This window comes from Streptomyces sporangiiformans (genome assembly GCF_005768555.2).
In the GTDB taxonomy this organism is placed as follows: Bacteria; Actinomycetota; Actinomycetes; order Streptomycetales; family Streptomycetaceae; genus Streptomyces; species Streptomyces sporangiiformans.
Genome location: NZ_VCHX02000352.1, coordinates 102,332 through 116,831, shown reverse-complemented (window position 1 = coordinate 116,831; position 14,500 = coordinate 102,332). Strand labels below are relative to the sequence as shown.

Here is a 14,500-nt window from a genome sequence, read left to right as displayed (position 1 = left end):
ACCCCAAGTACGTCCAGTACGAGGGCTTTCGTCCGGCACGCCGAGAGCACGCACCGGACACCGCGGGCACCGCACAGGACTTTCGAAACACCCCCTAGCCCACACCAGCCGAGGAACCCCGCATGCTGCCCGACGAGTACCGCACGATCGACTTCTTCACCCAGGACGCCCTTCCCGCACCCCGCATGGCGCCGGCCGAGGCTGAGCTCATCGCTGCCGAACACCTCGGCATCACTGCTCGCGCGCGGGCGCTGGGCAGCCAGCAGGACGCCAACTTCCTGCTGCACGCCGACGACGGGTCGCCCGCGGCGATTCTGAAGATCGCCAACCCCGCCTTCGGCACGGTGGAGATCGAAACCCAGGACGCGGCAGCCGACCTGATCGCCTCGGCCCGCCCGGAACTGCGCATCGCCACGGTCCTGCGCCGCCCTGACGGCTCCCCGCGGCGCACGACGGTGGACACCGAGAACGGTCCGGCCGTCGCGCGCCTGCTGCGCCACCTGCCCGGCGGCACGCTCTCGGGACCACGGCACCTGTCCCCCGGCACCGTGGCGGGCATGGGCACGATCGCCGGAAAGGTCAGCACCGCCCTGCGTGACTTCCGGCACCCGGGCCTCGACCGCGTGCTCCAGTGGGACCCGCAGCACGCCGATCGCGTCGTCGCCAAGCTCGCCGGGCACATCGACGAACCCGACCGGCGCACCGCCGTCCAGACCGCGACCGCCGAGGCCTGGGCACATGTCCACAAGCTCGCCGCCACGCTGCCGTCGCAGGCCGTGCACCTGGACCTCACCGACGACAATCTGATCCGCTGTCCCGACAGCCGTCCGCCCATGCCGGACGGGGTCATCGACTTCGGTGACGTGACCACGAGCTGGGCGGTCGGCGAACTCGCCGTGTCACTGTCCTCGATGCTCCACCACGACGGTATCGAGCCTCACCACGTGCTGCCGGCCGTCCGCGCCTTCCACGCCGTTCGGCCGCTCTCCCCCGAGGAAGCCGAGGCGGTGTGGCCGCTCGTGGTCCTGCGCGCCGCCGTCCTGGTGGCCAGCGGGCGGCACCAGGCCGCCGTCGACGAGGACAACGTCTACGCCAAGGCCGCGCTCGACCACGAATGGCGCATATTCGAACAGGCCACCTGGCTGCCCCTGCCGGTGATGATCGGCCTCATCAGGGACGCGACCGGCATGGCCGAGGTGCCTGCCCGGACCGCGCAGGCCGACGCTCCGGTGCGCCCTCTCCTGCGGGACCTCGTCGCCGACGACATCACCCTCCTCGACCTGTCCACCGACGCCGATTCCATGGACCACGGAGCCTGGACGGACACCGGCACCGAGGCCCGGCTGGTGACCTCCGCGCTCACGGACGGAGCGGCCGCCGTCGCCACCCGGTACGCCCATGCGCGACTCACTCGGACACCGGCGCTGTCGGCGGTGTCCACCGCCACGGTGCCCACCGGAATCGACCTCTGGCTCGGCCGGGATGCCGTGGTGCAGGCGCCCGCCGCGGGGAAGGTCCTCGCCGCGGCGCCGGGACACGTGGAACTCACCTACGGCGCGCAGGCGCTGTCGCTGTCCTTCCCCCGCGCGGTCCAGCCCGTGGTCACCACCGGTGCGACGGTGCAGGCGGGCGAGGACATCGCCCACCTCGGCTCCGGTGCCTCGGTCCACGTTGCGCTGCGCGACGCCGACGGCCCCGCTGTCCCGCGCCTGGTCCGTCCCGAGTACGCCGCCGGCTGGCTCGCGCTCACCGCCGACCCCGCCCCGCTCCTCGGCCTCCCGGCTGACTCCGACCGTACGCGCGAGAGGGACCTGCTCGACCGGCGTGACGCCGCGTTCGCCACCGTGCAGGAGCACTACTACGCCAACCCTCCGCGTATCGAACGTGGTTGGCGCCACCATCTGCTGTCCACCGACGGCCGGTCGTACCTCGACATCGTCAACAACGTCACCCCACTGGGCCACGCCCACCCCCGCGTCGAGCAGGCGGTCTCCCGGCAGTTGCGGCGGCTCAACACCAACTCGCGCTTCCACTACGCCTCCGTGGTGGAGTTCACCGAGCGCCTCGCCGCCCTCCTCCCCGCCCCTCTGGACACGGTGTTCCTCGTCAACTCCGGTTCGGAAGCAGTGGATCTGGGCCTTCGCCTCGCCATCGGGGCCTCCGGCCGGCACGACGTCGTCGCGCTGCGCGAGGCGTACCACGGCTGGACATACGCCTCCGACGCGGTCTCCACCTCGCTCCAGGACAACCCGAACGCCCTGGCCACCCGCCCGAGTTGGGTGCACACCGTGGACTCGCCCAACTCCTACCGCGGCCGCCACCGCGGGTCGGATGCCGTGCGCTACGCACCCGAGGCCGTCGCGGTGATCGACGAACTGGCCGCTGCCGGCCGCCCGGCGGGAGCATTCATCGGCGAGACCTTCTACGGCAACGCCGGAGGAGTCGCCCTTCCCGACGGCTATCTCGCCCAGGTGTACGCGGCGGTACGGCGTCACGGCGGCCTGGCCGTCGCCGACGAGGTCCAGGTCGGATACGGCCGCCTGGGAAACTGGTTCTGGGGCTTCGAGCAGCAGCAGGTCGTCCCCGACATCGTCTGTGTCGCCAAGGCCATGGGCAACGGACACCCCCTCGGCGCCGTCATCACGTCCAAGGCGGTCGCGGACCGGTACCGCGACCAGGGCTACTTCTTCTCCTCCACCGGCGGCAGCCCCGTCTCCAGCATCGTGGGCCTCACCGTCCTGGACACCCTGCGCGACGAAGACCTCCAGGGCAACGCGGCGCGCGTCGGTGGCCATCTGAAAAGCCGGCTCGAGGCACTGGCCGACCGCTACGGCATCATCGGCGCCGTCCACGGCTCGGGCCTCTACCTCGGCCTCGAACTCGTCCGGGACCGCGCCGGCCTGGAACCCGCCGCAGAAGAGACCGCCGAACTCTGCGACCGCATGCTCGACCTGGGCGTGATCGTCCAGCCAACCGGGGACCACCTCAACATCCTCAAGATCAAGCCACCGCTGTGCATCGACACCACCGCAGCCGACTTCTTCGCCGACATGCTCGACCTGGCCCTCACCCAACTCGGCCACTCCCGCTGACGTGAGCGGCAACTCCCCGGCGCAAACCCCTTACGCCAACACTTTTGACCTTAGCCTGGCGTTTGACGTCGCAGGTCACTCGACCTGCTGAGATCCCCGGGAACCGGGGGTACGTGACGCGGCCGTTCTTCACGCTTCGAGATGTCGAGTAACGCTGCTGTACCCGTGCGTCAGGTCATGCTGCCGTCGCCGAGTGCGAGGCTCCCACTCTCCGTCAAGGTCCAAGAACTCACCTGCGAGCCGAGGCGCTGACCGGCGCGTTCGTGTCAGCTCGTCCGGGCTCCGGCGTACAAGGCGATGGTCTCCTGGGCCCTGCGGACCAAGGCGTTGCCGCGGTGATCGGCCTCTGGGCGCTGCTGCAGTCGCACGGCCCACCTGGATATCGCCGAGAGAGCGCCGCGCGATCCCATGCCACGGCCCTTGCCTTCCGGAGAGGCCATCCTGATGCCGCCGTGATGTGTGGGTTGAGGATGCCGGTGACTTCGACATGGGAGTGAACTGATCTCCTCGGCGAGGGTGTCGCCGATGACGGCGAGCGGGCTGTGGGCGGCGGCGCGGCGCAGGGACAGCAGCCCGACCGTCATCAGCTCGCCGGTACGGACACCAGCTCCAGCCGGCCGCCGGCCATGGCCACCACGGCGGACACGAAGGCCTGGAGACAGGTGCGCTCGGCCTCCTCGTCGGGGAGCGAGAGATGTTGCATCGTGAGCCCGTCGAAGCCGGCGAGGAAGAAACGCGCAATTGTTTCCGCGGGCTGGGCGAGAGGCTGCCCGGTGCGCTCGGCCGCCTCGGTCACCAGTCGCGCCGTCACCTCGGTCACCCCCCGGTAGTGGCTCTCGAGGGCCTCGTTCAGAGCGGGGGTGCGGAGCGCGAAGTGGGTCAGTTCCGTGAGGAGCTGGTGGCTGGCGGGCTGCTCACGCACCGTGCGCCACAAGGCGGCGGCCAGCGTGCCGGCCGTCTCCTCGAATCCGGCGTCGGCCGGCGCGGCCTGCTCGACCTGTGTGATCAGATCCTGGGTGAGCTGCTCCATGACGGCGCGGTACAGCCCTTCCTTCGTGCCGAAGGTGTAATGCACCGTGGCCTGGGCCACGCCCAGCTCGGCGGCGATGGCACGGGTACTCCCGGCTGCGACTCCTTCCCTCGTCATGAAGTCGATGGCCGCTTTGATCAGCTGGGGGCGGCGCTCGGCCGCGGGAACGTGAGCCATGACTGCATCATATCGACTGAGTCTCATGATCAAGTCGTCTGAACAGGTCGGGTGGCGCGCAGACGAATGCCTGGTGGCGCGGCCGCTGAGGTCCGGTCCGTGGCCGCGTAGGTCAGTTCCCGCTGAGTGGCGGGTGCATACGTTTCCTCCAACCCCCGTGAAGCGGGATGAACGAGGAGGCAGGCCCGTGAAGGAAAGCCAGTTTGATACGTGTGTGATCGGGGCGGGACCTGCCGGGCTGGCGGTCGCCAGGGCCCTGGCGGAGCGGAATCTGCCGTACACGCACCTGGAGCGGCACACCGGGCCCGGCGGTATCTGGGACATCGACAATCCCGGCAGCCCGATGTACGAGTCGGCCCACTTCATTTCCAGCAGGACACTGTCGGGATTCGGCGGTTTCCCGATGCCCGACCACTTCGCGGACTACCCGCCCCACCGGCAGATCCTGTCGTACCTGCGGTCCTTCGCCGACGCCTACGGGCTGACGGACCGCATCGAGTTCGGCGTCGAGGTCGAGAACGTCGAGAAGAACGCGGACGGCACCTGGACGGTCACCCGGGCCGACGGGCGGCACAGCGTGCACGGGCAGGTCGTCGTGTGTACGGGCTCGCAGTGGCACCCCAACGTCCCCGAACTGCCGGGGGAGTTCAGCGGAGAGGTCCGGCACACCGTCGGCTACCGCAACGCGGAGGAGCTGCGGGGCAAGCGGGTCCTGGTCGTGGGCGCGGGGAACTCCGGCTGTGACATAGCCTGCGACGCGGCCCGGAGCGCGGACCACGCGGTGATCAGCATGCGGCGTGGGTACTGGTTCATCCCCAAGCACCTGTTCGGCCGGCCGGTGGACACCATCGCGGGCAGTGGACCGCACCTGCCGATGTGGCTGGCGCAGCGGCTCTTCGGCGCCCTCCTGCGGATCATCAACGGGGACCCGACGCGGCTGGGGCTGCCGAAACCGGACCACAAGCTGTTCGAGACCCACCCGGCCATCAACTCCATGCTGATCCACCATCTCCAGCACGGCGACATCACCGCCAAGCCCGGGATCGCCCGCACCGAGGGCCGGACCGTGCACTTCACCGACGGCACGAGTGACGACTTCGACCTCGTCCTGCTGGCCACGGGCTACGTCCACAAAGTGCCGGTCGCGCAGCGGTACTTCGGCGACGAGCAGCACCCCGACCTGTACCTGTCGTCGTTCTCGCGCGAGCACGAGGGCCTGTTCGGCATCGGCTTCATCGAGACCAACTCCGGTGCGTACCAGCTCTTCGACTCCCAGGCGCAGCTGATCGCCGGGTACCTCCACGACGCGCGGCACCGGCTGCCGAACGCGGAGCGGTTCGCCCGCATGATCCGCGCCGACCGCCCGGATCTGTCCGGCGGGCTGAAGTTCGTCGACTCGCCCCGCCACACCGGCTACGTCGACAGCGGGGCCTTCGTGAAGTACCTGGGCAAGGTCGCGGGGCAGATGGGCTGGCGCACCGAGGGCCGGCCTCCGCGGGTGCGGTCCCTTCGACCCGCGGAGGCGACGGCATGAGCGGGTTCGACTTCACCGACAAGGTCATGCTGGTGACCGGCGGCGCGGGCGGCATCGGCAGTGCGCTGTGCCGTCGCTTCGCCTCCGGCGGAGCCCGCTGCGTCGTCGTCGACATCGACGGGGTCCGCGCCATGAAGGTGGCCGCGGACCTCCCCGGCGCCGGGCACACGGGCATCGGCTGTGACCTGATGGACCGCGCCCAGGTGGAGCGGTTGTTCGAGGTGGTCGCCGATGACCACGGCCGCCTCGACGTACTCGTCAACAACGTGGGCATGACCAGCGCGGAACGCTTCGACGTCCGCAGCGTCGAGAGCATCGAGCGGGAGATCACCCTCAACCTGACCTCACCGCTGGTCGCGACCCGGATCGCCCTTCCTCTTCTCATGGCTTCCCGGGACGCCCGGGTGGTCACCACGGTCTCCCTCGGCGGGATCTTCCCGCTGGGCGAGACCCCGATCTACACCGCTTCCAAGTTCGGGCTGCGCGGCGCGATGCTCGCCATCGGGCTCGACCTGAGGAGCAAGGGCATTCTGGCCGGGTCGGTGCTCCCGTCGGCCACCGACACCCGGATGCTGCGCCAGGAAGCCGTGGACGGCGGGAACTCCATGCAGTTCCAGGACCGGCCTCAGCAGCCCGCCGACGTCGTCGCGGCCGTGGTGAGCCTGCTGGACAAGCCCCGACTGGAGGCCTACCCCCGGCCCGGTGAGTCCCGGCTGGTGCGGTTCGCGATGCTCATGCCGAACCTGCTGCCCCGGGTCTTCCCGCTGTTCCGCAAGCGCGGTGACCGCGGCATGGCTCGCTATCTGGAGGAACTCCGCCGACGTGGACTGGCCCGCCGGACCGACGGGCGCTGGGAGCTGGTGGAGGAAGCATGACCACGAACGAGATGCTGCGGGTCGTCAACCCCGCCACGGGTGAGCCGATCACCTCCCTGCCCGCCGCGAGCGCCGACGACGTCGCCAAGGCCGCCGAGCAGGCCCGGCAGGTCCAAGACGCCGGGGTGTGGTCGCGGCTGCCGGTCCGGGAGCGCGGCGCGGTGCTGCTGCGGCTGGCCGACCTCATGGAACGCGACACCGAGATCCTCGCCCGGCTGGACAGCGAGGACGCGGGAAAGCCGATCACGGAGTGCCGTACGGGCGACGTACCGGGCGCGATCGAGTCGATCCGCTGGTTCGCCGAGGCGGCCGACAAGGTCTTCGGCCGGGTCGCGCCGGGCGGGCCCGACGGTCTCGGTCTCATGAGCCGCGAACCGGTCGGGGTCGTCGCGGCGATCCTGCCGTGGAACTACCCGCTCGCCATGACCGCATGGAAGGTCGGACCGGCCCTGGCCGCAGGCAACTGTCTGCTGGTCAAGCCCGCCGAGGCGACCCCGCGCTCGGCCCTGCACCTGGCCGCACTCGCAGCCGAGGCAGGCCTGCCCGACGGGGTGCTCACGGTACTGCCCGGGTACGGCCAGGAGGCCGGGGCGGCCCTCGCCCGTAACCCCGTTGTGGGGGCGCTCTCCTTCACCGGGTCCACCGCGACCGGCCGCCGGATCCTCAAGGACGCCGCCGAAAGCAACTTCAAGCGCGTCTCGCTGGAGATGGGCGGCAAGAGCCCTCAAGTGCTGATGGCCGACGCGCTCTCCTACGGCGACGAGCTCATCGACAACATGATCGAGGCCGCGTTCCTGACCATGGGGCAGAACTGCACGGCCGGGTCTCGGGTTCTGGTTCACCGCAGTATCGCCGAGGAGGTTCTGGAGCGGTTCACGGCCGCGGCGAGAGAGCTCGTCACCGGTGACCCGGCCGACCCACGCACGCAGATGGGGCCGCTCATCGACCACGCCGCCTTCGAGCGGGTCGCGGGAGCCGTGGAGGCCGCTCGGGCCGGCGGAGCCCAGATCCACACCGGGGGACTGCCCCACGGGCTGCCTCCGCGCGGCGCCTACTACCCGCCCACCGTGATCACCCGAGCCCCCGACGGCAGTGACGTCCTCACCAAGGAGTTGTTCGGTCCCGTCGTCACCGTCCAGACCTTCACCTCCGAGGACGAGGCGGTACGCAGGGCCAACGCCACCGAGTACGGGCTCGCCGCCTCGGTCTGGACCCGCGACCTCGACACCGCGCTGCGGCTGGCCCGCGGCATCGAGGCCGGCGTGGTCTCCGTCAACGCCTACAGCGAGGGTGACATCACAACCCCCTTCGGCGGCTGGAAGCAGTCGGGATTCGGTGGAGTGGAGAAGTCCACCAACGCCTTCGACCAGTGGACCAGGGAGAAGACGATCTGGATCCGCACCCGCTGATCCGAGCCGACAGCCGCAGGCGCGGTGGCCGACACGTCATTCCGTATGCCCCGCCTCCCGGAGCATCCGCTCCCGCAGCTGGACCGGGGAGGTGCCGTGCCAGCGGCGTACCGCGCGGCGCAGCGCCCGTTCGTCGGAGAATCCCGCCCGGCGGGCGATGTCGCGCAGTGTCAGTTCCGGGCGGAGCAACAGCTGTTCGACGCGTTCCCGGCGCACTCCCTCGACGAGTGCCTCGTACGTCGTGCCGCAGTCGGCCAGCCGACGGCGCAGCGTCCGCTCGCTCGTCGCATGCCGCCGCGCCTGCTCACCGAACGAAGGCACCACCGGGAGGCCCTGCGCGACGGAGATCTCCAGCACCTCCAGCAGATCCTGCTGGTCACGGCGGGAAGCCATCTGCGCGTCGAGCATCTCCAGCGTCGACGCGTAGCTCACCGGATCCCGGCCGGGCATCCGGGTACGGGCCCACGCGGGGTCGATGACCATGCGGGTGGCAGGGGCACCGAATCGGACCGGACAGCGGAACAGGGCGCCGTACAGGTCGAGTTGGCGCGGTGGCGGAAACGAGAACTCCACTGCTCTCGGCGCGAAGGCCGGGCCGACGGCCAGCCGGGACAGGGTGACCACGGAGGCGAACGCCTCCTCGATCAGGAAGGAAGCCACGGCCGGGTCCATGGCGGGATCGGGAAGATCTGCGCGCAGCACGAAGGCGTCGTCCTCCTCGCCCACACCGGCCGACCACACCACCATCGCCCCGGACAGGTTCTGGTACTTCACCCCGGTCTCGATGGCGTGCTGAAGCGTGTCGTCGGCCATCAGGGCGATGCCGAGCAGGCCCCACGCGGTCAGGTGCTGCGCCGCGCCGACCTTCAGTCCCAGGCGCTCGTCCCTGGTGAGCTCCAGCGCGCGACGGATCACCGCGCTGCCCTGCCGGTACGACACCCGCAGCGCGGCGGAGCGCATGACGGTCTCGTCCAGTCCCATCTGCTTCAGCAGGGGGCGCAGATCGACGCCGCGCTCGTCGGCGACCACGACGAGATAGCGCAGGATGTTCGGCTGGATCGTCGCCGACGTGCTGCGGCTGGTCCCGGGAGGGTCTGCCGGGCCGGGGGCAAGGGACATCGCACTCACCTTCTCCTCGGCGACCACCGTAGGCAGTCGGCACCACCGGTCGCCTGCTCTGGCCCCCGAAGCCCCCTCCACGGCCCCTGGCGTCCCGAGCCTGCCTTGCGCACGCGGCCGCCGTCGGCCGGATCAAGCCGGGCAGCACGGTACTCATGGACGACTCCACCACTCTCTTCCCCATGGCCTCCGCCCTCGCGCAACTCGACCAGATCGCCGTCGTCACCAACTCGGTCGGCCTGGCACAGCGCCTGGGATCCGCCCTGGGTGTGGATGTCACCCTGCTCAGCGGGCACTACCACGGCGACTTCAACTCCTGCACGGGGCCTCAGGTCACCCGCGCCCTGTCCCACATCCGCGCCGATCTCGCCGTGATGTCCGCCACCGCCGTCCTCTCGGGTCAGCTCTTCCACCCCCTGAGCGAGTACGTCGAGGTGAAGCTGGCCATGCTCGCGGCCGCACATCAGTCCTTGCTGCTCGTGGACCATTCGAAGTTCGGCAAGACCGCCACCCACGCATACGGCACCGTGTCCGACTACCAGGCGGTCATCACCGAACACCAGCACATCCGACGCGGAGATCGCGGCCATGCGTGGCCTCGGAGTCCTTGTCGAGACGGTCGACACCGGAAAGCCTGCCCAGTGATGCAGACTCTGTTCGAAACCCCCAGCACCTATCGCCCCGCCGCCGCCGACCTGGCTGCTCCCGTACCACCCGTCGAAGCCGTCCTCTTCGACTTCAGCAACACGATCTTCCAGATGATCGACCTGGAGACGTGGCTGCGCCGGATCGGTGATGCCGCAGGCCGCCTCGCCCTGCTGGAGGAGGACGGCGCCCTGAAGGAGATATCCCGGCAACTGCGAGAGGCTTTCCAGCTGCCCGCTGTCGTCGCCCGCCGAGAGGGCCGCGACCTCTCTCCGGAACGGCATCGTCTCGCCATGGGGGAGTGGTGGAGGCATGTCGACTTCCTGCGCGGCGTGGAAGAGACGGCTTACAGGGAGCTCACCGCGCCCGATGCCTGGCTCCCCTACTCCGATACCGAACCCACGCTGCGAGCGCTCCGCGACCGCGGACTGCGCGTCGGAATCGTGAGCGACTTCGCCTGGGACCTGCGGATCCACCTCGCCCGGCATGGCCTGGAGGACCTGATCGACACGTGCGTCATCTCCTACGAGATGGGCCGGGAAAAACCCGACCCCCACCTGTTCCTCAAGGCGTGCGCAGACCTCGGCGTCGATCCACGCGCCACCTCATGGTCGGAGACAACCCGGTCCGGGACGGTGGCGCCACCACCTGCGGCCTGCGCACCTACATCTTCCCCGCCGAACAGCGCATCGGGGACCGCGGCCTGACCGAAGTCCTCCGGCTCGTGACCTGACGTCGGCCGACGCTTCTTCCACCCTGTTCCTGAGCGGTGGATGGCCGCGTCAGGCAGTCCGGAACACCTCCGCGGTATGCGTTACACGGCTTGGGCGGGGATTCGCCAGGCGCGTACGGCGTCGGTCAGGGCTTGGTGGTCGCGTTCGTTCTGGTCGGCGTAGCGTTCGGCGAAGACGGTGAGCGCGCGGTCGAAGGCGTCGCCGCCGCCGAGGTAGGCGGCGATGGCGATGCGGTCTCCGGAGCGGGCGTGGGCGCGGGCGAGGGTGGCGCCGCAGAATTCGCCGAAGGCGCTCATGTCCTTGGGGAGCATGGTCTGCGGTTCGGCGATGCCCTTCCAGTCCCGCAACTGGCGGACATAGAAGTCGCGTTGGCGTCCGTCGATGCCGGTGACGCGTTCCCAGCCGAGGAAGATGTCGCTGGCGGCCTGCATGAGCCGCTGCCCGGCGACGACCCGTTCCCCCTGGTTGTCGTATGCGCTCGTCCCCGCGTAGGGAGCCAGCACCGACCGGTCGGCTTCCTTCGCCTGCAGCAGCAGCGGATCCTCGTCGTCCCTGCCGAGCAGCAGGATGATCCAGCAGCGGGTGCCGACGCTGCCCACCCCGACGACCTTGCGGGCCATGTCTGCGATTCGGTACTGCCCCAGCAGATGGCGGCGCTCGGACTGCAGGCTGTGGCCGTACCGCTCGATCAGCTCGCGCAGCAGTTCCTCCAGCGAGTCGCGTTCCGTGTCCGGCAGCAGGTCCTGGAGCGGCACGATCAGCGGCGGGTCGGGGGTGATCCTGCGCCGCCCGTCGACCACCCGCGTGAGCTTCTCAAAGGCCTGGAGGCTGTCGTGGCTGCGGGCCTTCGCGATGGCCCGCCGGGAGCGTTTGCGGCCTCGCGCTCCCAGCCTCCGGTCCGCCAGCGCCTGCAACGCGTCCATGTCGGCCTGGGTGTACCAGACGGCGAGGTTGCCCAGGCCGGCGAGACCGCGCATCCGCTCGCGGTACGACCGGACGGTGGCACGCACCACGGAGGCCCGTTCGGCATCCGTAAAGCCGTTCTCGCGTCCGGCGATGGCCAGGCTGGCGGCCAGCCTCTTGACGTCCCACTCCCAGGGGCCGGGCAGGGTCTCGTCGAAGTCGTTGATGTCGAACACCAGATGCCGCTCGGGCGAGGCGAGCAGCCGGAAGTTCAGCAGATGGGCGTCCCCGCACAGCTGCGCGGTGATTCCCGAGCGGGGGGTGTCGGCCAGGTCACCGGCCATGATGGCGGCGGCGCCCCGGTAGAAGCGGAAGGGGGCCTCCATCATCCGGCCGTAGCGGATGGGCACGAGCTCCGGCACCCGGGCGGCCGACTGAGCCTCGATGACGTCGACCGGGTCCGGCCGCTTGGCCGAGGGCTGGTACTCCGCGTGAGAGGAGCGCGGCGCGTCCGCCCGGGCGGCCCGACCTCGCGCCGCCCGCTCCTTGGGGGCGCTCCCGCTGACCTGGTCAGTCATGACGCCACCTCCTGTGCGGAGTGGCCCGCTGGAGCACCTGCCCCTGGCGGGCCTGGTTCCTCTCCCACCGTTCCACACTCCGCATCGGCGGGCATCTCGGCCACCGGCGTCCCTGTGGACGGGACGGCTCCTGCGGTCGATCTGCTACGGGCTTTCTGACGCGGCGTCGGGTGAGGCTGCTGTGGAACGCATCGAGGGCGACGTGGCACGGTGCCGGCGCGACGGCAGCGAACGCTCAGCGACGTGTCGTGATGCGGCGCGTCAGCTGTGCTGCTCGGGGCCGATCAGGGCGAGGGTGTCGTGGATGCCCTGTTCGAGGAGTTGGTCGGAGAGCTGTCGGTCGGCGATGGCTCGGGAGAGCTGGAGTGTTCCGGCCAGCAGGGCAAGGAGGCTGAGTGCCTTCACGCGCGCCGAGGGCGGGTCGTCGGGTGCGAGGCGGGCGGCGATCTCGTCGACGAGGACCAGCAGGCTGTCGGTGTACGCCTGCCTCGTGGCGTCCCTGGAGCGCCCGATCTCGTCGAGCAGGGCGGCAGAGGGGCAGCCGTCGTCGGGGTTGTCGCGGTGCTGAGCCGAAAGGTACTCGCGCACGATCTGCTCCAGTGCGGCGCGGCCGGGCGCTGCCTGTGCACAGATGTTTGCGTGCTGTGTCCGCAGCTGGTCGGCGAGCGTGGTGGCGACGAGAGGAGGGTCACACTTACCCTCCGCCGTCGTCGGCCCGCCGCTCGTTGTGCGGCGCATCACACGCTCTCGTTCATCAGGAGTGCCCTTGCCTTCCGGCGCCTCCTGCTGTCATAGTATTACGAACGTAATTCAACGAACCTCAGGAGATCATGATGACGACAGCCCAGCCGGTGGCACTCGTGACGGGTGCGTCTTCCGGGATCGGAAGGTCAGCCGCCCTCGCGCTCGTCGAGGCCGGTTTCGAGGTGGTCGGAACAAGCCGGAACACCTCGAAGGTCACCCCTGCCGACGGTGTGACGTTCCTCGACCTCGACGTGACCAGTGACGGTTCGGTCGCCGCCGCGGTCGGGGAGGTGATCGAGCGGTTCGGGCGGATCGATGTCCTGGTCAACAACGCCGGGATCGGCTCATCCGGCGCCGACGAGGAAAACTCGGTCACTCAGTCCCAGCGCGTCTTCGACATCAACGTCTTCGGTGTGATGCGCATGACCAAGGCGGTCCTGCCGCACATGCGGGCCCAGGCAGGAGGACGTGTCATCAACATCTCGTCCATCCTCGGGCTGGTCCCCGCGCCCTACATGGCCGCCTACGCGGCGTCCAAGCACGCGATCGAGGGCTACTCCGAGTCCGTGGACCACGAGGTCCGCGAGCACGGCGTCCGGGTACTGCTCGTCGAGCCCGCCGGCACCAATACGCCGTTCGAGGCGAACACCGTGGAGCCCGACCTGCCGTTGCAGGTCTACGCCGAGCGGCGGCGCATCGCCGACCAGGTGGCGGTGGCAGTCGGCAAGGACGGCGACGACCCTGCCGTCGTCGCGAAGGCGATCGTCGCGGCCGCCACCGACTCAAGGCCGAAGCTCCGGTACACCGCCGGCTCGAATGCCCGACGCATCAGCACGGCACGCCGCATGATTCCCGCCCGGGCCTTCGACCAGCAGATCCGCAAGTTCAACAAGCTCGCCGGCTGACGCTCGGAGACCGGCCATGCCTTCCTGTTCCAGTACGCCAAGGCCTTCGCCGCCGAGGTGACCAGCTCCTCGCCGCCTGACCGAGCCCGACGGACACCGACACCGCTGGTCGGGAGCGCCGCCGAACGGATCTTTGCGGGCCGTCTCGATCATGTCCTGGACGACCTTGACGTCGTTCGAGCGGCACCCGGTGCCGGGGCGGGGTGCGCAGGCCGACGCAGGAGGCGTCGCGCGGCTCACCGCGCCTGTTCCGCCAACTCCTTGAAGTGCTCGAGGTCGCTCCGCACAAGCCGTTCGATGGCGTTCGCCTGGGCAAAACCCTTCGGCCCGCCGAACGCGTCTTTGACGGCCCCCGGGTCGTACTCGATCCGGGCCTGGACCCGGGTGTGCTCGCGGTCGATCGGCAGCAAGGAGAAGGTTCCCGACAGCTCGGGACCGCCCGTGGTCTGCCACTCCATGAGGCGCTCGTCGCCGTAGTCGACGATCTCGGCGTCGAACTCCTGAGCCCGGCCACCTGCGTATACGTTCAGGTGCGCCCGGCTCCCGTCGCCCTCCGAACGAGCCTGCCGAACTCCTTCGAGGAACTGTGGATAGGTCTCCACGCGGTGGAGAGAGTCCCAGGCCGTATCGATCGGCACATCGATGTCGACATGTTCTTCGAGAGTGCTCATCAGTCACACCCCAAAGCTCAGCTCACGCTTTACAGGTCATACATCCAGTGTGCCCCCGGACAGATTGACTCGCTCAGCCGGCCG

The 14,500-nt window shown here is 69.8% G+C and carries 12 protein-coding genes; 6 read left to right on the top strand and 6 right to left on the bottom strand.

Annotated features, from left to right (window positions below; all coding sequences use genetic code 11):
• The first annotated feature begins 122 nt into the window (after positions 1 to 122).
• On the top strand, positions 123 to 3,092 hold the full coding sequence (locus tag FGD71_RS47015; RefSeq protein ID WP_119106774.1) for an aminotransferase: 2,970 nt from the start codon (positions 123 to 125) through the stop codon (positions 3,090 to 3,092).
• A gap of 266 nt (positions 3,093 to 3,358) precedes the next feature.
• Here FGD71_RS47015 and FGD71_RS47010 read toward each other — a convergent pair whose 3' ends face one another.
• Both FGD71_RS47010 and FGD71_RS47005 read right to left on the bottom strand, forming a co-directional pair.
• Entirely contained in the window at positions 3,359 to 3,676 is a 318-nt protein-coding gene (locus FGD71_RS47010; RefSeq protein ID WP_119106773.1) for a hypothetical protein, read from the bottom strand.
• Complete coding sequence (locus FGD71_RS47005; RefSeq protein ID WP_119106772.1) at positions 3,676 to 4,299, bottom strand: TetR/AcrR family transcriptional regulator; 624 nt, start codon at positions 4,297 to 4,299, stop codon at positions 3,676 to 3,678. Before FGD71_RS47005 ends, FGD71_RS47010 begins: the two co-directional genes overlap by 1 nt.
• 187 nt (positions 4,300 to 4,486) lie before the next feature.
• On the opposite strand from FGD71_RS47005, the gene FGD71_RS47000 reads away from it, so the two are divergent.
• From FGD71_RS47000 to FGD71_RS46990, 3 genes are read left to right on the top strand one after another with little or no spacing between them, the layout of a single operon-like run.
• Positions 4,487 to 5,833 carry a flavin-containing monooxygenase gene (locus FGD71_RS47000; RefSeq protein ID WP_181359413.1) on the top strand — a complete coding sequence of 449 codons (1,347 nt, stop codon included), beginning with the start codon at positions 4,487 to 4,489 and terminating at the stop codon, positions 5,831 to 5,833.
• The gene (locus FGD71_RS46995) at positions 5,830 to 6,708 is read left to right on the top strand and encodes an SDR family NAD(P)-dependent oxidoreductase (RefSeq protein ID WP_119106770.1); all 879 of its coding nucleotides are present in this window, start codon (positions 5,830 to 5,832) and stop codon (positions 6,706 to 6,708) included. Before FGD71_RS47000 ends, FGD71_RS46995 begins: the two co-directional genes overlap by 4 nt.
• Positions 6,705 to 8,117, top strand: coding sequence for an aldehyde dehydrogenase family protein (locus tag FGD71_RS46990; RefSeq protein WP_119106769.1), 1,413 nt, complete (start codon positions 6,705 to 6,707; stop codon positions 8,115 to 8,117). Before FGD71_RS46995 ends, FGD71_RS46990 begins: the two co-directional genes overlap by 4 nt.
• Before the next feature lie 36 nt (positions 8,118 to 8,153).
• Here the strand turns inward: FGD71_RS46990 and FGD71_RS46985 are convergent, their stop codons facing one another.
• Complete coding sequence (locus FGD71_RS46985; protein ID WP_119106768.1) at positions 8,154 to 9,236, bottom strand: AraC family transcriptional regulator; 1,083 nt, start codon at positions 9,234 to 9,236, stop codon at positions 8,154 to 8,156.
• A 155-nt stretch (positions 9,237 to 9,391) separates the two neighbouring features.
• On the opposite strand from FGD71_RS46985, the gene FGD71_RS49555 reads away from it, so the two are divergent.
• The gene (locus FGD71_RS49555) at positions 9,392 to 10,588 is read left to right on the top strand and encodes an HAD-IA family hydrolase (RefSeq protein WP_240437114.1); all 1,197 of its coding nucleotides are present in this window, start codon (positions 9,392 to 9,394) and stop codon (positions 10,586 to 10,588) included.
• 107 nt (positions 10,589 to 10,695) lie between these two features.
• Here FGD71_RS49555 and FGD71_RS46970 read toward each other — a convergent pair whose 3' ends face one another.
• Positions 10,696 to 12,096 (bottom strand): DUF2252 domain-containing protein, encoded by a 1,401-nt coding sequence (locus FGD71_RS46970; protein ID WP_119106766.1) that lies wholly within the window; start codon positions 12,094 to 12,096, stop codon positions 10,696 to 10,698.
• Positions 12,097 to 12,357: 261 nt separating this feature from the next.
• Positions 12,358 to 12,834 (bottom strand): TetR/AcrR family transcriptional regulator, encoded by a 477-nt coding sequence (locus FGD71_RS46965; RefSeq protein ID WP_119106765.1) that lies wholly within the window; start codon positions 12,832 to 12,834, stop codon positions 12,358 to 12,360.
• Positions 12,835 to 12,929: 95 nt separating this feature from the next.
• On the opposite strand from FGD71_RS46965, the gene FGD71_RS46960 reads away from it, so the two are divergent.
• Positions 12,930 to 13,745: an oxidoreductase gene (locus FGD71_RS46960; RefSeq protein WP_119106764.1), complete on the top strand. Its 816-nt coding sequence runs from the start codon at positions 12,930 to 12,932 to the stop codon at positions 13,743 to 13,745.
• Positions 13,746 to 13,981: 236 nt separating this feature from the next.
• On the opposite strand, the gene FGD71_RS46955 is transcribed toward FGD71_RS46960, so the two are convergent.
• Positions 13,982 to 14,416, bottom strand: coding sequence for an SRPBCC family protein (locus FGD71_RS46955; protein ID WP_119106763.1), 435 nt, complete (start codon positions 14,414 to 14,416; stop codon positions 13,982 to 13,984).
• Between the last annotated feature and the right edge of the window lie 84 nt (positions 14,417 to 14,500).